This window comes from Paenarthrobacter sp. AR 02 (assembly GCF_021538675.1).
Classification (GTDB): Bacteria; Actinomycetota; Actinomycetes; order Actinomycetales; family Micrococcaceae; genus Arthrobacter.
Genome location: NZ_JAJUKH010000001.1, coordinates 961,462 through 979,812 on the forward strand (window position 1 = coordinate 961,462; position 18,351 = coordinate 979,812).

The window sequence follows — 18,351 nt, forward strand, 5'->3', positions numbered from 1 at the left end:
CCGCCGTACTAACACCAGGACACAACCGAACAGGCCATGCCAAAAAATGATTCGTTGATATTCCACCCATGAGCACCCACCGCAGAACAGACGCCTGCGCAATGGGCAACACTGACAACCACCACGAACCGCATACACAGAACACGGACAGTTGTTAGCAGCTCCTTAGAAAGGAGGTGATCCAGCCGCACCTTCCGGTACGGCTACCTTGTTACGACTTAGTCCCAATCGCCGGTCCCACCTTCGACGGCTCCCCCCACAAGGGTTAGGCCACCGGCTTCGGGTGTTACCAACTTTCGTGACTTGACGGGCGGTGTGTACAAGGCCCGGGAACGTATTCACCGCAGCGTTGCTGATCTGCGATTACTAGCGACTCCGACTTCATGGGGTCGAGTTGCAGACCCCAATCCGAACTGAGACCGGCTTTTTGGGATTAGCTCCACCTCACAGTATCGCAACCCTTTGTACCGGCCATTGTAGCATGCGTGAAGCCCAAGACATAAGGGGCATGATGATTTGACGTCGTCCCCACCTTCCTCCGAGTTGACCCCGGCAGTCTCCTATGAGTCCCCGGCCGAACCGCTGGCAACATAGAACGAGGGTTGCGCTCGTTGCGGGACTTAACCCAACATCTCACGACACGAGCTGACGACAACCATGCACCACCTGTAAACCGACCGCAAGCGGGGCACCTGTTTCCAGGTATTACCGGTTCATGTCAAGCCTTGGTAAGGTTCTTCGCGTTGCATCGAATTAATCCGCATGCTCCGCCGCTTGTGCGGGCCCCCGTCAATTCCTTTGAGTTTTAGCCTTGCGGCCGTACTCCCCAGGCGGGGCACTTAATGCGTTAGCTACGGCGCGGAAAACGTGGAATGTCCCCCACACCTAGTGCCCAACGTTTACGGCATGGACTACCAGGGTATCTAATCCTGTTCGCTCCCCATGCTTTCGCTCCTCAGCGTCAGTTACAGCCCAGAGACCTGCCTTCGCCATCGGTGTTCCTCCTGATATCTGCGCATTTCACCGCTACACCAGGAATTCCAGTCTCCCCTACTGCACTCTAGTCTGCCCGTACCCACTGCAGAACCGGAGTTGAGCCCCGGTCTTTCACAGCAGACGCGACAAACCGCCTACGAGCTCTTTACGCCCAATAATTCCGGATAACGCTTGCGCCCTACGTATTACCGCGGCTGCTGGCACGTAGTTAGCCGGCGCTTCTTCTGCAGGTACCGTCACTTTCGCTTCTTCCCTACTGAAAGAGGTTTACAACCCGAAGGCCGTCATCCCTCACGCGGCGTCGCTGCATCAGGCTTGCGCCCATTGTGCAATATTCCCCACTGCTGCCTCCCGTAGGAGTCTGGGCCGTGTCTCAGTCCCAGTGTGGCCGGTCACCCTCTCAGGCCGGCTACCCGTCGTCGCCTTGGTAGGCCATTACCCCACCAACAAGCTGATAGGCCGCGAGTCCATCCAAAACCACAAAAGCTTTCCACCACCACCACATGCGTGGAATGGTCATATCCGGTATTAGACCCAGTTTCCCAGGCTTATCCCAGAGTCAAGGGCAGGTTACTCACGTGTTACTCACCCGTTCGCCACTAATCCCCCAGCAAGCTGGGATCATCGTTCGACTTGCATGTGTTAAGCACGCCGCCAGCGTTCATCCTGAGCCAGGATCAAACTCTCCGTTGAAAACAAAAAAATCAAACAGACACAACCACACCCACCGGAAATAACGGTAGAACGCGGCTGCACAAAATTCGAAACCAGCTGAAAACCAGCCCACCACACACGGGGGTGCATGACAGAACTGGCATAAATTTCAACCAATCAAAAAACAATCGGTATCAACAAACTTGGCACACTATTGAGTTCTCAAACAACAGGTCACTATTCCAAAGCAGTACCACCAGCCTTGACTGGCTCGCTCCGGAGCAACTTTTCAAACTTACCCGAAGCGGCCGCACAAAGCAAACCGGAACCAGGCCTCCCACACCGCAACAGAAGCGCATGAAAGCACTACCGAAATCGGTAATTTGAAGGGAGTTTGTCACCATCATTTCCGCATCAGCGGCGGCGACTCAGATAACTTTACACGCGCCCCGCCCCCTAACCAAATCCACCCCAACACCACCCAAAAACCCCGCAAACAACCGGAAAACAACCCCATCAACACCCCCAAACCCGCCGAAATCCCCGCAAGACCTCCCCGTGAAGCCCGTCACACCACCCAACCACCGCAACAACATGCGAAAACACCAACCCCAACCACCGCCGTCGAACACCCCACCAAACCACCGGAACGTGAGAGAGCGTCCGCCCCAAGCAGGCGGAACGTGAGAGAGCGTCCGGTCCGTGCTCACCGAAGAACTGGCCCCCGCCGAGCACCGCCCGGAAACCAGAAACGCTCCCCCACCGAAGTGAGAGAGCGTTTGCTGGAATGGGGCGGAACGTGAGAGAGCGTCGACCCCAAACAGGCGGGGCGTGAGAGAGCGTCAGTGGCCCCCGTGGCCGCCGGCGCCTTCGGTCTTGCGCATCATGGCACCCAGGACTACTCCGGCCAGGGCTATGACGGTCGCAGCCAGGAAAGCTGCGTGCATGCCGGCCACCAGGCCGGACGATGCGGCCACCACGGAGTAGATGGAGACCAGCAACGCTGTTCCTGCCGCGCCGGAAACCTGTTGCGCGGTGCTGATGATCGCCGAACCGTGCGAGTAGAGGTGCGGCGGCAACGGGTTCAGGCCTGTGGTGAACGCCGGCGTGAACAGCATGGCAAGGCCAAGGCTCAGGGTGACGTGCAGGGCAATAACCCAGCCAAGCGGGCTGCCTTCGTCCAAGCGGGAGAACTGCCACAGGGTCAGGACCATGAGCACCGAACCGGAGACGGTGAGCGGCAGGGGACCTACCTTGTCGAAAATCCGTCCGATGACCGGCCCCAGCAAGCCCATGGCCAAACCACCCGGCAGCAGTGCCAGGCCGGTCTCCAGCGGCTGCAGGTGCAGGGTGTTCTGCAAGTACAGCGGCAACAGGATCACGCCACCGAAAAGCGCCATCATGGCGACGACCATCAACAGCGTCGACACGGTGAACATGCGGAATTTGAAGGCGCGGAGGTCCAGCAGCGGCGAGTCCGACTTCTGGAGCTTGAGCTGCCGGAAGACGAACAGCGCCAAGCAGAGGAGGCCAACTACCAAGGCGATGACAGGTACAACTCCGGCGTCTGCACCACCGATCTGGCTCAGGCCGTACACGAGCCCACCGAAGGCAGGCACGGTGAGTATCACGGAGAAGACGTCCAAGGTGGTCTTACCACGCTCGCCCACGTTGGTGAGGTACTTGGCACCGATCGCGAAGGCAGCCAAAGCGACCGGCAGCACGAACACGAACATGAAGCGCCACGAGAAGTTATCCAGGATGATGCCGGAGACAGTGGGCCCCATGGCCGGAGCCACCGAAATGGCAATGCTGACGTTGCCCATGACGGCGCCTCGTTTGGCCATGGGGACCAACGTCAGGATGGTGGTCATCAGCAGCGGCAGCATGATGGCCGTCCCACCTGCCTGGACGATCCGCGCCAGCAGGAGCACAAGGAATCCCGGCGCCAATGCTGCCAGCAAGGTGCCTCCGCTGAACAGGCCCATGGCGAGCATGAACGCTCCGCGGGTGCTCATACGCTGCAGGATGAAACCGGTGGTCGGAATGACAACGGCCATGGTCAGCATGAAGCCAGTGGCCAGCCACTGCACGGTGGAGGCGCTCACCTGGAGATCCGTCATAAGCCGCTGGAGGGCGACGTTCATAATGGTCTCGTTGAGGATCACGACGAACGTGGCCACCAACAAGGTCACAATGACGGTCACCGACTCACGGGACATCTTTCCGGATGCTGGGGCCTGGGCTCCAGGGGCCTGGGGGCGCGAAGCCTCCGTGGTGGCACCGCCGGTGGGCGCGCCGGATTCGGGCTTGCCGTTGGCGTCGGACGAGACGTCGGTAGACATGAGGATTCCCCAAGGTTTGGTTTTTGGTGGCCGGCGATCTATGCCGGCGAAGACAAGAACAGTCTAAGCGCCCACCGAATTCCCGTCAGTAGGAAATTTCCAAACGCTAGGAAAACAATGGTGCGTTATCGATAAGCCGCACCGGACCTACTTTGGCTGCGATGATCGCCAACCCCTCGCCCCGGAACGGGGTCTCTTTGCAGTTTTCCGCCAGCGGTTCCAGCGTGGAAGGGTCAACGACGTCGAAATAGTCCAGTTCCACGAGTGGCTGGGATGCAACGAGTTCGACGGCGGAGTCCAGGTCCAGCGGTTCGTGGGCGTTCGCCCGGGACTCAATGAGGCGCAGTGCCCGCGAAAGCACCAGTGCAGCGTCGCGCTCTTCATCCGACAGGAAACGGTTCCGGCTCGACAATGCCAGGCCGTCCTCACTGCGGACGATGGGCACCGGGACGATCTCCACAGGGAAGTTCAGGTCCGAAACCATGCGCTTCACCAAGGCCAACTGCTGCGCATCTTTCTGGCCAAAGTAAGCCCGGTACGCCGCCGTCGTGCCGTCCGCTGAAGCACCTCCGGGGAGGCCGTAGTGCAGCAGTTTGGCCACCACGGTGAGGGCGCCGTCGAAGTGGCCGGGGCGTGAGGCGCCTTCCCACTTGTCGCCGAGCGGGCCGGAAGTAACGCGAACCAGCGGCTGGCCGCCCGGGTACACCTCGTCCACGGACGGCGCGAAAACCAAGTCAACGCCTTCCGCATCCAGCAGTGCCATGTCGGCCTCGAGCGTGCGCGGGTAGCGGTCGAGGTCGACGGCGTCACCGAACTGCAGCGGGTTCACGAAGATCGTGGCAACCACGACGTCGTTCTCGGCGACGGCGGTCCGGGCGAGAGCGGCGTGACCGGAGTGGAGGGCCCCCATGGTGGGCACCAGTCCCTGCGAATTCCCACCTTTGGCTGCCAGGAGCCTGGCGCTTTCGGCACGAAGCTGGGCCGCGGTGGTGACGAGTTTGATGGCCATGCTGTTCAGTTTCCTTCCAACGCCCCGGGCTCCTCGCCCAAAGCCTTGCTGATCTCGTTGAGTTGTTCCGGCCGCAGCAATCCGCGGTTCACTGCCCGGCGCGCGGTGGCCTGCGCCATGGCCTGGTAGGCGGCCAGGACATCGCCGCCTGCGCCGCCGTCGTATTCCTTAAGTGCTTGGGCGTGCGCGGAAACCGTGCCTACATCCCCACGGGCCACCGGACCCGTCAACGCGGATTCGCCGGAGGCAAGGGCGTTCTCCAGCGTCGCCCGCAGCAGCGGGCCCAGCATGGACTCCGGGGCCTCGACGCCGATCTCCCGCAGCATTTGCGACGCCTGCGCCACCAACGTCACCATGTGGTTGGAGCTGTGCGCCAGGGAAGCGTGATAGAGCGTCCGGTCACCTTCGGCGATGACCACCGGCTCGGCACCCATCTCCACAACCAGCGCCTGGGCGATGGGCAGCATCGGGGCGTCGGCGGTCACGCCGAACGTGCAATCCATGAGGCGGGTCAGGTCCAGGCTCATGCCCGTGAAGGTCATGGCGGGGTGGAGGGCCAGCGGAATCGCGCCGGCCGCGCGGACCGGGTTCAGGATTCCGACGCCGAACCGGCCCGAGGTGTGAGCCACCAGTTGGCCGGGCTGCCAGGCGCCAAGCTTGGCCAGTCCCCCAACCAGCTCACCGAGGGCATCGTCCGGGACGGCAAGCAGCACCAGCTCCGAGCGCTCCACGATGTCCTGGATTTCCAGGATCGGGACACCCGGAAGCAGGTTGTCGGCCCGTTCGCGGCTCGCCTCGGACACCGCGGAAACCCCGACGACGGCGTGCTCGGCCGCGCGCAAGGCCGCACCCAGCACGGCGCCCACTTTCCCGGCGCCAATGATCCCGACTCCGAGTCGTCCTGGCCTAGCCATCCTGGCGGTCCTCCTGTTGTTGTAGTGACGGGGAACTTTGTGGTTGCGACTTCACAGCAGCTGCGACTTCGGGGGCCTGCGGGGCTACCTGCGCCAGCCATTGTTCGCTGGTTTGCCGTTTCCGTGCTTCCCGGGCCCGCGCCGCCTGGTGGTCAAACAAGGCGACGGCCTGCTCTACTCCGGCTTGGAAAACCCTGGGCGATACGGGTCCGGCCGTGGTGTGGAGCACCAGGTCGGCCACCCGGAAGCGTCGGGCCAAGGGGCCTTGATGCAGCGCCATCGACTGTGTCCGCTGATGAGGAACAACCACCAGTGTGCGCCACCACCGGCCGGAGCGGATCAACAGGGCAGTCCTGGTGGCGAAGAAACCGTTGCGCCGCCAACCCAGTGGGGCCAGCAAACGTGCCCGCCGCGGGGTTACCACGAAGCCGTCTTCGCTTGGGACAGCCGACCGTGCGCCCCGGGCAAGCCCCGTCAAACCAGCAGTGAACACCTTCCCGGGATCGTCCACGCCGGGATCAGGCAGCACCAACGACATCATCCGCATGACGTCAGCCTTCAGCCCAACAGGCAACAACATGGTCCGCCCAGCACCTTCTGTGCCCGCGGCTCCGTAGCCGGCCACGTTGACGTGCATCCGGTACCAGCCGAAAATCCTCCAGATTGGCGGCTGTGCAACCATCAGGGCCTGGATGCGCCCGGGCGGCAGCGTCTGTGCCTGGGTGTCCAGCAGTCCATACCGAAGCCGAATACCGTCCGGCGAGATCGCAGCAGTGAAGTTGTAGCCCTTGTTGAACGAACTCCAATACGCGGCCCCGATACCCAGGACGGCAGGGATCAGTGCCAGAAAAATCGCCTGGTTGTCCATGAGGACGGAAACGCCCACCACCGCTGCCGCACCAAGCAGGATACCCACGGTCTGCTCACTCAAAAGCAGCGAACCGATGAGCCGCCCTGGGGGTACCGACAGCACCACATGCTCGGGTGCTTCCGGCATTTCCTCCCCGGCGGCCTCCGGGCCACTGACCACGCCCGCAGCCCGCGCGAGGATGGTTGCGCGCAGCTGCTTGGCCTGGTCAACCGGAAGGTACGCCAGCCGCACAGCCGACTCCCCGGCGTCGGCGACCTCGAACTTAAGTTCGGCGAGGCCGAAGATCCTCGCCAGCAGCGGCTGGACGATGTCGATGGCCTGGACACGGTCCAGGCGCGCCTGTCGTTGCTGTTTGAAAAGGAAACCGGTGTTCACCCTGACATAGCCCTCAGCCACTTGGAAGCGCGTGAAGTACCAGCTGAGGATAAAACCGCCAACGGTCAGCAGCAGGAGCACAGCTCCGCCGGCAAGCAGCCACGGGGCCCGGCTGTTGAGGGTGGGATCCACGAATTCCCGGCCCTGCAGGACGCGCTCGAAAGCGTCGCGGCCAAAGAAGTATCCGACGGCGGCCAGCGCTACCCAGCCGCGGACGAACGGCGACGCCGGGTGGACCCGCCGCCAATCGCCGTCGACGGTTTCATCCCGAAGCCCTACAGCCACGCTTCCCCCCGGGCTCACAGCCCGGCCAGCCGGGCTTCTCCGCGGGCCGACAACTGCTCGCGGAGGCGCGCACCTTCCTCTGCGGGAAGTCCGGGCAGGTGGGCATGGGTACCGGCAGAGGCGGTGTGGAGCTTCAAGGTGCACAACCCCAGGCTGCGCTCGACAGGGCCAACGGCGACATCAACGTATTGCATGCGGCCATACGGGACCACCATGGTGCGCTGGAAGAATATGCCGCGCCGAATGAGGAGGTCGTCATCGCGTTCCGCGTAACCGATGGCACGGACCTGGCGCGGGATCAGGACCAGGCGCCACAATGCCAGGCCCAGCATCACCGCCGGAACCGTAATGGCAAGCCACAGCGGCGGCCAGCGCCACCACCCAAGAAGCACGAAAAGGAGAGGCAAACTGAGGATCACCAACAACACCAGGTTGCCAATGGCCCACTCCACCAAGCGAACCGTGACGTACTTCGGGGAGACCCTGAGCCACTGGACGCCCGGCGGATCAATCGCCGCGGTAGGCATATTCGCCCTCGCCTTTGGTCTCGCCCCTGCGCGTGTCAGGGCCGGGCGTACCGCCCTCGAAATCTTCAGGGGGTATCCGGCAGAACCGCTCAACCACGATCCCCACCACCACCATCGCCACTCCGCCGCCACCCATCAGCAACGCGTTCCAGAGGATGCCCTCGCCACTTCGGAGGCTGACCCTGAGGAGGTCGATTGCGATGCCGGCGTGCCATCCCAGGAGAAGAGTCCCGGCATACGCGCAAGCCTGGGCCAGGATCAACGTCCTCGCAGCCAGGATCGGGTTCAGCATGTTCTTCTTCTTGCCGTTCCGCCAGCGCAGCACCCGGATACCCATGATCAGGGTGAGCCCGGCGATAACGCCCATGGTGATCAGGGCAGATTCAGGAAGGACCGGCGTAGCCATGCTGAAACGGTTCGTGGCAACCGTAGCCAACCAGGCAATGACGGCAGCCACCACGGCGATCAGCAACAGGACCACGGGACGCATTGCTTTCATGGCTACTCCAACGCACCCGTGGCGGGCACGCCGGCAACGTCACCAAAGCCGTCAAAACGACGGATATCCGGCATATCGGAGGCGACGGCGGCCAGTTCAGCTACGCTGCGCCCCTCCAGTTGTGCGTGCGGTTCCAACAGCGACCACGGGTACAGCACGAACGCCCGCTCGGCTGCCCGCGGATGCGGGATGGTCAGGATGGGATCTTCGCTGACAAGGTCACCGAAGACAATAATGTCCACGTCCAGGGTCCTGGGACCCCAGCGGACCTCGCGGACACGGTGATGCTTCTGTTCCACATCGTGGCAATGCTTAAGGAGTTCCAACGGCGTAAGGGTCGTTTCGACCGCCATGACCATGTTCAGGAAATCGGGTTGGCCCTCCGGCCCACCAACAGCCTTGGTCTGGACGACCGGAGACACACCCAACAACCTGACCTCGGGAGGATCCACAAGATCGGCCACTGCGGTGGAGAGGGTATCGTTCCGCTCGCCAAGGTTACTGCCCAGAGCCAGGATGGCCTTGGTGTAGACAGGTGTCATGACCGCTCCCTGTGGACGCTGACAGTGACATCTCCAAAAGGCACCTCGATGGGCGCCTTGGGCTTGTGGACTGTGACATCAACGGCGGCCACACTGTAGTTCGCGAGGATGCCCTCGGCGATCCTGACAGCCAGGGCCTCGATCAGGTTCAGCGGCTCACCCTCGATGTGCTTGGTGATCAGCTCGGCCACTTCGCCATAATGTGCTGTGTACTGCAGGTCATCGGTCTGGGCAGCCTTGGTGAAGTCCGTGTGCAGCACTGCGTCCACCACGAACGGCTGGCCGTCACGGCGTTCGAAATCGAACACCCCGTGATAACCGACGGCGGTGACGCCGGTCAGCGTGATCCTGTCCACAGCATTGTCCAATCAGCGGGCGATACGGGCGGCGACCTTGACGGCGTCAAGGCTGGGACCGACGTCGTGGACGCGGACAGCCCAGGCGCCCTTGGCGGCGCTCAAAGCGGTGATGGCCGCCGTCGCGGCGTCGCGTTCAAGAGGTGCAGCCGACTTGCCCGAAACAGTCAGGAGCGAACCGAGGAACCGTTTGCGGGAAGCAGCCACCATAACCTTGTGGCCCAGGCTGAAAAGCTGGTCAAGGTTCTTGAGGATCTCCCAGTTCTGGTCCTCGTTCTTGGAGAAGCCGACACCCGGATCAATGATGATCTGCTCCGGGGCGACGCCCGCCGCGTACAGCTTGTCGCGGACACCGCTGAGCTCCGCCACGACATCGTCAACGACGTTGTCATAGTCCGTGAGACTGTCCATGGTCAGCGCATCCCCGCGGCGGTGCGTGAGGATATAGGGAACCTTGGTGCGGGCCACGAGTTCGGGCATGTCGGGTTCGATGGTCAGGCCGGACACATCGTTGATGATCGCCGCGCCGGCCTCCACGGCAGCCGCGGCGGTGGAAGTGTGCATCGTGTCGATGCTGACCAACGCGCCCGCTTTGACGAGCGCCTGGATCACCGGGATAACCCGGCGCTGTTCTTCTTCGGGGGAAACCGGCTCCGCGCCGGAGCGCGTGGATTCTCCACCGACGTCGATGATGTCGGCGCCCGCGTAGAACATACGCAGGCCGAGGGCGATGGCCGTATCCGGCGTCCGGTGGGCGCCGCCGTCGCTGAAGGAATCCGGGGTGACGTTGAGGATTCCCATGACAAGCGTGCGGTCCTTTGGCAGGTCCTCGAACCTGGCCGCGGGCCGCGGCTTACGGAGAACCGGCAACGGGCTTGTGGCCGGGCCGGTTCCGGGTGCTGCAGCGAGGGAGTCCATAATGCTTACCTTCCGAGTATGAGGCTCATGGCCTCGGCGCGGGTGGCCGGGTCATGGAGCTGACCGCGCACCGCGCTGGTGACGGTCTTCGCGCCGGGCTTGCGGATGCCGCGCATGGACATGCACATGTGCTCGCATTCGACGACGACAATCGCCCCGCGCGGGTTCAGGTGCGTGACAAGGGCCTCAACGATCTGAGTGGTGAGCCGCTCCTGCACCTGGGGACGCCGGGCATAGATATCCACCAACCGCGCCAACTTGCTAAGCCCAGTGACCTTGCCGTCATGTGACGGAATATAACCGACATGCGCGACGCCGTGGAAAGGCACCAGATGGTGTTCACACGTCGAGTAGAAGGGAATGTCCTTCACCAGGACAAGCTCTTCATGGTCGAGGTCGAAGGTGGTGGACAGGACCTCCTCCGGGTGCTGGTGGAGGCCCGCGAAAACCTCGGCGTAGGCCTTGGCCACCCGCTTCGGCGTGTCCTGCAGGCCGCCACGCTCGGGATCTTCCCCAATGGCAAGGAGAATCTCCCGGACCGCCGCTTCAATGCGCGGGCGATCCACTTTTTGGCCGTGCTTGGAGCCCGTGGCAGAACCGTGGGCGGCGGCGAGGTCGTCGTCGTCGTCGAAATGAGTCACAGCAGAAAGCTTAGCCGTGATGCGGGTGGTCGGGGCCGCCGTTGGGATTCGGGGCCTCGAAGGACTCCTGGCTGCTGACGCCCTGGGCATGCGGGGCCACGACGTCCAGGGGCTCGTCCAGACGGGCCTTCTTGGCTTCCTCCTGGGCCTCGCGCTCAGCCTTCTCGGCACGGCTTTCGACCGGCGGGATCGACTGGACCGGGCGGGATTCCTTGGAAAGCCAGATCTCGCGGAAATCGCGTTTCCGGATGTCGTGGAAGATCTCCGCGATCTCAGCCTGGTTCAGGGTTTCCCGTTCCAGCAGTTCCAGCGCCAGCCGATCCAGGACGTCGCGGTTTTCGGTGAGGATGGCGTAGGCCTCGTCGTGTGCCTGGTCGATCAGGCGGCGGACTTCCTCATCCACAACATACGCAATCTGGTCCGAGAAGTTGCGCTCCTGGGCGGCATCGCGGCCGAGGAACGGCTCGCCGCCTCCTTGGCCCAGCTTCACGGCACCCACGCGTTCGCTCATGCCGTATTGCGTGACCATCTTGCGGGCCGTGGAGGTGGCCTTCTCGATGTCGTTGGAAGCACCAGTGGAGGGATCGTGGAACACGATTTCCTCCGCCACACGACCGCCCATGGCGTACGCCATCTGGTCCAACAGTTCGTTGCGGGTCACCGAGTACTTGTCGTCCTCGGGGATCACCATGGTGTAACCCAGGGCGCGGCCACGGGGAAGGATGGTGATCTTGGTGACCGGGGCCGAGTTGCGCAGTGCCGCAGCAACCAGCGCGTGGCCGCCCTCGTGGTACGCGGTGATCTTGCGCTCAAGTTCCTTCATGACGCGGCTTCGCTTCTGCGGGCCGGCCATGACGCGGTCGATTGCCTCGTCCAAGGCGCGGTCGTCAATCAGGTTGGCGTTTGAACGCGCGGTCAGCAGTGCAGCCTCGTTGAGCACGTTTGCCAGGTCTGCACCGGTGTAGCCGGGGGTCTTCTTGGCAACAGCCCGGAGATCGATGCCCTGCGCCATCGGCTTGCCCTTGGCGTGCACGTTGAGGATCTGTTCGCGGCCGATCATGTCCGGGGCTTCCACGGTGATCTGGCGGTCGAAACGGCCCGGGCGCAACAAGGCCGGGTCCAGGACGTCCGGACGGTTGGTGGCGGCGATCAGGATGACGTTGGTCTTGACGTCGAAGCCGTCCATCTCCACGAGGAGCTGGTTAAGCGTCTGCTCGCGCTCGTCATTACCGCCGCCGATACCGGCGCCACGGTGACGGCCCACGGCATCGATTTCATCGACGAAGATGATGGCCGGAGAGCTTGCCTTGGCCTGCTCAAAAAGGTCGCGGACACGGGAAGCACCAACACCGACGAACATTTCCACGAAGTCCGAGCCGGAAATGGAGAAGAAAGGAACACCGGCTTCGCCGGCAACAGCACGGGCCAGCAGGGTCTTACCTGTACCTGGAGGGCCGTAGAGCAGCACACCCTTGGGGATCTTGGCGCCGACTGCCTGGAACTTAGCGGGTTCCTGGAGGAATTCCTTGATTTCCTGGAGTTCCTCGACGGCCTCGTCGGCACCAGCAACGTCGGCGAAAGTCACCTGCGGCATGTCCTTGTTGACCAGTTTGGCCTTGGACTTACCGAACTGCATGACCTTGGAACCGCCACCCTGCATGCGCGAAAGCAGGAACCAGAACAGGACGCCCAGCAGCAGCACCGGGATGAGAAGCGAGAACAGCCCGGAGAACCAGTTGTTCTCGACCGGCTGGTCCGTGAAGCCCTTGTCCGGGTTGGCGTTGGTAACAGCCTTCACCACATCAGGACCGCGATCCGTGACATAGAAGAACTGGACATTCTTGCCCTTGTCCTGGCCATCCAAGTTCAGGTTGTCCTTGAGTACCAGGTCAACGCGATTCTCGGCGTCGAAAATCTTGGCCTGCTCAACCTTCCCGCTCTGGGAAAGGAGCTCGAGGCCTTCCTTGGTGTCAATGCGCGTTGAACCGCCCGGAGCCAGTGTCGCGAATGCCACCAGGAGCAAGCCAACAACGACAACAATCCAGATGCCCGGGCCCTTGAAGAAACTCTTAGCTTTCATCTGATCGGGGTTTTGCCCCGTCCCTCCTGGTAGTGCTGCAAGGCGCAACTTCTGCGCGCGAGTGGTGCTGCTTCAGTTTCAAGCTATACACCGTTCCCAGTAATTCACGCACTGGAAAGTCCAAAAGTTCCCTCTGGGCGTACACAGGATACTCGTGTCCAAGGCGGCGCGACAGGCTTTTTGGCTACCGCAGCACGGGAGCGGCCTGCGGGGCGCACCCTTTTGCGCCTCCCGCCCCCGTAACACCTGGGGCGCTGGGCGGAACGGGACGCGTCGTGAGCCACACTCGGGTGCGCAAGGCGCGAAGGGGTGCGTCGCCAAGCACCCGTCGTTATCCACATACGCGTTGTCGCCGCTCGTGGGTCCGTGGCTGCAATGAAAGCGTTGGGCTCATGGCAGCCTACGAGTTGATTTTCTCTTCAGATGTGGCGCGGATCGGACAGGACCCCCGGCTCCTCGCTAAGCGCTGCAAACGCGGCGAGGTGGTCCGCGTTCGCAGGGGCGCTTACGTTCCCGCTGCTTACTGGGCCGGCCTGAACAACCGCCAGCGCCACGGACTTCAAGCGGCAGCACTGGTCAACACAACATTGATGCCGCCCACCTTCAACCTGCAAACGGCCGCACTCCTCTGGGGGCTGGGCTTGGTGGGGACACCAAGCCGACTGTGCACCGTCACGCCGGACCCGAGGGGAGGACGATCGAAGCACGGCATCCAAAGAACCCTCGGATCCTTGGATGATGGGGTGACGCAGTTGGGTGGCTTTCGCGTCACGGATAAGGTCCGGACAACCGTTGAACTGGCGTCGAGATTGAACTTCGCTGAAGCCTTGGCGGTGGTGGACACCAGCCGACGGATACACACGACGGGGGACTCCGTGGACGCCGGCGACTGGGATAAGGACAAAGCATGGGGTCCAGCGTCAAGCGCAGAAGACTTGCGGGCCGCTGCTTCCGGGCTTGCTCACCGGACGGGACAACGACGTGTGGCCGGAGTTCTCGAACTATCAACAGACAAGTCCGAATCCGTGGGCGAATCCATCAGCCGGGCGCAGATGATTCTGCTCAACTTCCCCGAACCCAAACTCCAGGGCTCGTTCACGTTGAGGAACGGACGAACCGCGCGAACCGACTTTTGGTGGCCGGAACTCGACCTCGTGGGTGAGTTCGACGGTCAGGGAAAATACCTGCGCAGCAAGTTGCGGGGCCAACAAACCATTCAGCAAGCAGTGATGGCCGAAAAGGCCCGTGAGAACGCGCTGCGGGCCCTCGGCCTGACCGTCATTCGCTGGGACTGGACGGAAATGATGAATCCTCGAACCTTCGCCCGGATCTTGAATGATGGTGGGCTGAGATCCCGGCGGGCGGCGTAAGTGGCTCCCTAACCGCTGACGGCGCCAACCGGCAGCACCAGCAAGTAGCCCGTGGGCAACTGACTGCTCCAACGCCGTGGCTCACGGACCACGAACTGGGTGGCCAATTGCGCAGGACTGACCAGGCTATTGGGTTCCGGGGATGGCCCCCACTGACCGGAACCGTACGGATACAACGGATCCAGAACACGAACCCCCATGACCGAGAAGTCAGCGAAGACCCGAGGATCCCCCATGGATTCGAAACCGCTCATCACCCAGGCATGCCGGCCACTCCACATCACCAAGCCCACGGGTCGGCCGGTTTCGGTGATCGCCTTGGCCGCGGTCCGGAGTGCGTCATCGTAAAGGGCTACGCTCACCACTTTGTAAGGACCCATTCCAACCTCAGTGAGTACCTGCGCCCAGCCAAAGGGGTTGGCCCCGTTGAACGAATCCGATGATCTCGCCCTGGCCATTTCCCACAGCTCTCCTTGCTGCGCAGAAGCAGTCCATGCGCCACCGCCCGTGGCATCCACCAGGTTGTGAGCCATCTGGATGCTTGCCGCAACGCACCATTCGAAGGTGTACTGCGGCACGAAATCGCCCTCCTGATACAGGTTAAGGGCAAACGGCTGGGGTACGGCGGGCGGGGCCGGGAGCGGCGATGACGGCGCGGGCGGGGCCGGGGTTGCGGTCGGGAGCGGCGATGACGGTGCGGGCGCGGCCTGCGGCTGGTTGGCTGTAACGGATGCCTGCGGCTGAGCGGAGACGATTTCCCCGGTACCGGAAGAAGGAGTGCATCCCGTAAGGATGGTCGCCACGACGACGAGCCAAAGGAATGGACGGGCGGGGGCACCGGTCATATTCCAGTTTAGCGCCGCGCAGCGCCGCAATCCGAGGGCGGAAACAGCTCAATCAAGCGCCCTTTGCCGCCCAGCGCACCCGTTAAGCGCACACGCCGCACCCTTTGCCGCCCAGCGCACCAGTGGTTGTGGGTGCGGAAAGCGGCAAGTGGTGCGGCGGTGAGAAGTGGTGCGGCGCGGTGTTGTCTACTCGTAGACGTGCGGGGCCAGCGTGCCGACGAAGTCCAGGTTGCGGTACTTTTCGGCGTAGTCGAGGCCGTAGCCCACGACGAATTCGTTGGGGATGTCGTAGCCGACGTACTTGACGTCGATTTCCACCTTGGCGGCGGTCGGCTTGCGGAATGCCGTGCAGATCTCGACGCTGGCCGTGCCGCGGGATTCGAGGTTGGACTTGAGCCAGGAAAGGGTCAGGCCGGAATCGATGATGTCCTCGACGATCAGGACATCCTTGCCCATGAGGTCGGTGTCCAGGTCCTTGAGGATCCGGACCACGCCGGAGGACTGCGTTCCCGAACCGTACGAAGAGACGGCCATCCAGTCCATGCTGACGTGGCTGTGCAGCGCGCGTGCCAGGTCAGCCATGACCATCACTGCACCCTTGAGGACGCCGACGACGAGGATGTCGCGGCCCTCGTAGTCCTTGTCGATCTGCGCCGCGAGTTCCGCGATGCGTGTCTGGATCTGCTCTTTGGTGTAAAGAACGTGCTTGAGATCTGCCTGGACGTCGTTTGAATCCACCAATGGCTCCTGTTTTGATGCTCGGGTGCGGCTACTGTTGGGACGGTTTCTGATGCCGGAATACTAGCTTCCCACAGCGGGCGGCATCGCGGGGACCGGCTCCGGCCGAATCCGGGCCCGCGGAGGTGGTCGCGGCCCCCCGAGCGGCAGGCGCAGAACCTGGAAGGTCCCGCCGCTCCTGTTCCAGATCGCTGAGGGATAAACGGAATACGCTGACGTGCCCGGGGAGTTCCACCGGACCGGCGGATCCTTGCCGGCGAAGCAACGCTTCCGCGGCTTGGAGCCTTCCGTAGCCGGGTTGCTGGCCCCCGACGTCGGACGCAGCTTTGGCGATGACGCGGAACCTCAGGGCCGCCGGCAGTTCCCGGACGGCGTCCTCGGGTAGCCACACGTCCCCATCCTCGCGCCGGACAAGTGAGAGATAGGTCTCGTTGGCCAGGTTCTCCAGGAAATCTGCGTCCTGCTGAAGGATAGCGGCCGTCCGGGCAAGGGACTCGGCCACTCCCGGCCCAAGTTTCTCTTCCAGGACAGGCATGACCTCCACCCGCGTGCGCGAACGGGCATAAGCGGGATCCGCATTGCTCGGATCATGCCAGGGGTCCAGTTCTTCGACCTCGCAGATCTCCAGTGTCTCTTCACGACGAAGGCCCAGGAAGGGCCGGAGCAGGCGGCCGCGGGAGGGCCGCATTCCTGCCAGGGAACGGGTTCCGGAACCCCGGGCCAGCCCTAGGAGCACCTGTTCTGCCTGGTCGTCCAAGGTGTGGCCCAGGAGGATTGCAGCACAACCGAGGTCGTCGGCGGCGGCGTCGAGGGCTGCGTGGCGGGCGTCCCGGGCAGCGGCCTCGGGCCCAAATCCGGTGGCAGCGACGTCCACCGTGCGCACTTCCACCGGCGCGAGCCCCAGCTCACGCAATACCGAGGCGGTCCGGGCAGCGACGTCAGCTGAGCCGGGCTGTAACTGGTGGTCGACCACCACGGCTGCTACGGATACCGGACGGCCATCCACATGTCCGCGCCGGGCAAAGTAGGCAGCGACCGCTGCGAGCGCGAGCGAATCCGGTCCGCCGCTGCATGCGACGAGCACACGCCCGGGGTAGCCTGCAGCGACGAGGGCGTTTTGCAACTGCTTCCGCGCCTTGCCGACGACGGGCGCCAGACGCCCTGGCCGCCGTCGTCCCCTACCAGGGCTGGCAACCGGGGGGTCGCCCGCCGTGTCAGCAGAGGCGGCCAATTCATCGGAGAAGCTCAAAGCCCCATCCGCTCCAGCCACAGTTTGGAGTTATGGATTTCCTCTTCGGTGGGGAGGTGCTCGGCCGCGTCCCAGACCCTGTTGAAGCCCTCCATCCCGGCAACGGCAACAACTTCGCGGACGAACTTGGCGCCGTCCGTGTATTGCCGCATCTTGGCGTCCAGGCCGAGGAGGTTGCGGATGAACTTCTCCACCACGCCACGTTCCTTGCCGCGGTCGTTGAAGCGTTGGCGGATGGTCCGCACGGACGGAACGATGCTGGCGTCCACGGCGTCCATCACCACGTTGGCATGGCCCTCGAGAAGGCTCATCACAGCGGTGATGTGGGACAGGGAGGCCTTTTCCTCGGGGTTCTGGAGCAGGTCCAGGATGGCCCCACGGCCGGGCACTTTGTCTGAGGGATTGCGATCCTTCAGCGATTTGGCGATGGCACCCGCCCGGTCCACCAGGGAGTCCATGTTCCCCAGCAGGTTGCCGCTGAGTTTTTCGATCTCGTCCAGCATGTGATGCCTGAGCCACGGCGCCGCGGCAAACTGCACGCGGTGGGTTTGCTCGTGGAGGCAGACCCAGAGCCGGAAATCGTCGGGGTGGACGTTGAGTTCGCGCTCCACGGAGATGATGTTGGGTGCCACCAACAGGAGCCGGCCGCCCGGAGGAACGTTGGCACCCGGGGCAAGGGCCGCGAAGGGGTCGTACTGCCCCAGGACCTTGCTGGACAGGAAAGCGAGGACCGCTCCAAGCTGCGTGCCGGTGATGGCACCACTGGCGGCTGCGGCTGCAGGGGTCATGGCCACGCTGCTGCGGCTCTCCAGCATCTTCTGCAGCGCGGGCTGGAGCATCACGGCGAAGCTCTGCGTGTTGGCCTTGGACCAGGAGGCACGGTCCACCACCAGGACGTGGGAGTCCCTCAGGTCCCTCGCAGCGTCCAGGCCGGTGATGTCGTGCACGTGGGGGACGGAGATGTCCGCGTTGAAACGCAGGTTATCCACCGCCTTGCCAATCTCCCCTGCGCTGAGCTCAGGACCTGGAGGGGCAAGCCGGCCAGCCGTAGAGGCAGCCAGGTCCCAGTTGATCAGGGACTGGGCCCCTGCTGACGAATCGCGGGCAGATGACACCATACGGACCATCACACCACAC

16 protein-coding genes and 1 rRNA gene are annotated in these 18,351 nt (G+C 63.2%); 1 reads left to right on the forward strand and 16 read right to left on the reverse strand.

The genetic code is table 11. The features are described from left to right. Positions 1-169 precede the first annotated feature (169 nt). The 12 genes from LRQ04_RS04470 to ftsH form a co-directional block, all read right to left on the reverse strand. Positions 170-1,689 (reverse strand): 16S ribosomal RNA (locus tag LRQ04_RS04470). A gap of 803 nt (positions 1,690-2,492) precedes the next feature. Then, entirely contained in the window at positions 2,493-3,995 is a 1,503-nt protein-coding gene (locus LRQ04_RS04475) for a DHA2 family efflux MFS transporter permease subunit (protein ID WP_235517954.1), read from the reverse strand. A 106-nt stretch (positions 3,996-4,101) separates the two neighbouring features. Continuing rightward, positions 4,102-5,004 carry a pantoate--beta-alanine ligase gene (panC, locus tag LRQ04_RS04480; RefSeq protein ID WP_235517955.1) on the reverse strand — a complete coding sequence of 301 codons (903 nt, stop codon included), beginning with the start codon at positions 5,002-5,004 and terminating at the stop codon, positions 4,102-4,104. Between the two features lie 5 nt (positions 5,005-5,009). Next, positions 5,010-5,918, reverse strand: a complete 909-nt coding sequence (locus LRQ04_RS04485; protein ID WP_235517956.1) for a Rossmann-like and DUF2520 domain-containing protein — start codon at positions 5,916-5,918, stop codon at positions 5,010-5,012. After that, positions 5,911-7,449, reverse strand: coding sequence for a PH domain-containing protein (locus tag LRQ04_RS04490; protein ID WP_235517957.1), 1,539 nt, complete (start codon positions 7,447-7,449; stop codon positions 5,911-5,913). The genes LRQ04_RS04485 and LRQ04_RS04490 overlap by 8 nt, the downstream gene beginning before the upstream one ends. 14 nt (positions 7,450-7,463) lie before the next feature. Continuing rightward, on the reverse strand, positions 7,464-7,976 hold the full coding sequence (locus LRQ04_RS04495; protein ID WP_235517961.1) for a PH domain-containing protein: 513 nt from the start codon (positions 7,974-7,976) through the stop codon (positions 7,464-7,466). Next, positions 7,957-8,475 carry a DUF3180 domain-containing protein gene (locus tag LRQ04_RS04500; RefSeq protein ID WP_235517962.1) on the reverse strand — a complete coding sequence of 173 codons (519 nt, stop codon included), beginning with the start codon at positions 8,473-8,475 and terminating at the stop codon, positions 7,957-7,959. The genes LRQ04_RS04495 and LRQ04_RS04500 overlap by 20 nt, the downstream gene beginning before the upstream one ends. Positions 8,476-8,477: 2 nt before the next feature. After that, positions 8,478-9,017, reverse strand: coding sequence for a 2-amino-4-hydroxy-6-hydroxymethyldihydropteridine diphosphokinase (gene folK / locus LRQ04_RS04505; RefSeq protein ID WP_235517963.1), 540 nt, complete (start codon positions 9,015-9,017; stop codon positions 8,478-8,480). Then, positions 9,014-9,373, reverse strand: coding sequence for a dihydroneopterin aldolase (folB, locus tag LRQ04_RS04510; protein WP_235517964.1), 360 nt, complete (start codon positions 9,371-9,373; stop codon positions 9,014-9,016). Before folB ends, folK begins: the two co-directional genes overlap by 4 nt. A gap of 12 nt (positions 9,374-9,385) precedes the next feature. Continuing rightward, positions 9,386-10,291: a dihydropteroate synthase gene (gene folP / locus LRQ04_RS04515; RefSeq protein ID WP_235517966.1), complete on the reverse strand. Its 906-nt coding sequence runs from the start codon at positions 10,289-10,291 to the stop codon at positions 9,386-9,388. A gap of 5 nt (positions 10,292-10,296) precedes the next feature. Next, positions 10,297-10,932, reverse strand: a complete 636-nt coding sequence (gene folE, locus LRQ04_RS04520; RefSeq protein WP_235517967.1) for a GTP cyclohydrolase I FolE — start codon at positions 10,930-10,932, stop codon at positions 10,297-10,299. 10 nt (positions 10,933-10,942) lie between these two features. After that, entirely contained in the window at positions 10,943-13,012 is a 2,070-nt protein-coding gene (gene ftsH, locus LRQ04_RS04525) for an ATP-dependent zinc metalloprotease FtsH (RefSeq protein ID WP_235517968.1), read from the reverse strand. Positions 13,013-13,404: 392 nt separating this feature from the next. On the opposite strand from ftsH, the gene LRQ04_RS04530 reads away from it, so the two are divergent. Further along, on the forward strand, positions 13,405-14,382 hold the full coding sequence (locus LRQ04_RS04530) for a type IV toxin-antitoxin system AbiEi family antitoxin domain-containing protein (protein ID WP_235517970.1): 978 nt from the start codon (positions 13,405-13,407) through the stop codon (positions 14,380-14,382). Positions 14,383-14,390: 8 nt separating this feature from the next. Here the strand turns inward: LRQ04_RS04530 and LRQ04_RS04535 are convergent, their stop codons facing one another. From LRQ04_RS04535 to LRQ04_RS04550, 4 genes are all read right to left on the reverse strand, one after another. Next, on the reverse strand, positions 14,391-15,227 hold the full coding sequence (locus tag LRQ04_RS04535) for a hypothetical protein (RefSeq protein ID WP_235517971.1): 837 nt from the start codon (positions 15,225-15,227) through the stop codon (positions 14,391-14,393). Between the two features lie 186 nt (positions 15,228-15,413). Then, positions 15,414-15,965, reverse strand: a complete 552-nt coding sequence (hpt, locus tag LRQ04_RS04540; protein WP_026540856.1) for a hypoxanthine phosphoribosyltransferase — start codon at positions 15,963-15,965, stop codon at positions 15,414-15,416. Between the two features lie 31 nt (positions 15,966-15,996). Further along, positions 15,997-17,088 carry a tRNA lysidine(34) synthetase TilS gene (gene tilS / locus LRQ04_RS04545; protein ID WP_308194884.1) on the reverse strand — a complete coding sequence of 364 codons (1,092 nt, stop codon included), beginning with the start codon at positions 17,086-17,088 and terminating at the stop codon, positions 15,997-15,999. 122 nt (positions 17,089-17,210) lie between these two features. Then, on the reverse strand, positions 17,211-18,332 hold the full coding sequence (locus LRQ04_RS04550; RefSeq protein WP_235517972.1) for a zinc-dependent metalloprotease: 1,122 nt from the start codon (positions 18,330-18,332) through the stop codon (positions 17,211-17,213). Between the last annotated feature and the right edge of the window lie 19 nt (positions 18,333-18,351).

Coding starts and splice junctions, on each gene's coding strand:
- LRQ04_RS04530 (WP_235517970.1), top strand. CDS start 13,405: ATGGCAGCCTACGAGTTGATTTTCTCTTCAGATGTGGCGCGGATCGGA.
- LRQ04_RS04495 (WP_235517961.1), bottom strand. CDS start 7,976: ATGCCTACCGCGGCGATTGATCCGCCGGGCGTCCAGTGGCTCAGGGTC.
- LRQ04_RS04500 (WP_235517962.1), bottom strand. CDS start 8,475: ATGAAAGCAATGCGTCCCGTGGTCCTGTTGCTGATCGCCGTGGTGGCT.
- ftsH (WP_235517968.1), bottom strand. CDS start 13,012: ATGAAAGCTAAGAGTTTCTTCAAGGGCCCGGGCATCTGGATTGTTGTC.
- panC (WP_235517955.1), bottom strand. CDS start 5,004: ATGGCCATCAAACTCGTCACCACCGCGGCCCAGCTTCGTGCCGAAAGC.
- LRQ04_RS04485 (WP_235517956.1), bottom strand. CDS start 5,918: ATGGCTAGGCCAGGACGACTCGGAGTCGGGATCATTGGCGCCGGGAAA.
- LRQ04_RS04475 (WP_235517954.1), bottom strand. CDS start 3,995: ATGTCTACCGACGTCTCGTCCGACGCCAACGGCAAGCCCGAATCCGGC.
- folP (WP_235517966.1), bottom strand. CDS start 10,291: ATGGACTCCCTCGCTGCAGCACCCGGAACCGGCCCGGCCACAAGCCCG.
- LRQ04_RS04550 (WP_235517972.1), bottom strand. CDS start 18,332: ATGGTGTCATCTGCCCGCGATTCGTCAGCAGGGGCCCAGTCCCTGATC.
- folK (WP_235517963.1), bottom strand. CDS start 9,017: ATGACACCTGTCTACACCAAGGCCATCCTGGCTCTGGGCAGTAACCTT.
- LRQ04_RS04535 (WP_235517971.1), bottom strand. CDS start 15,227: ATGACCGGTGCCCCCGCCCGTCCATTCCTTTGGCTCGTCGTCGTGGCG.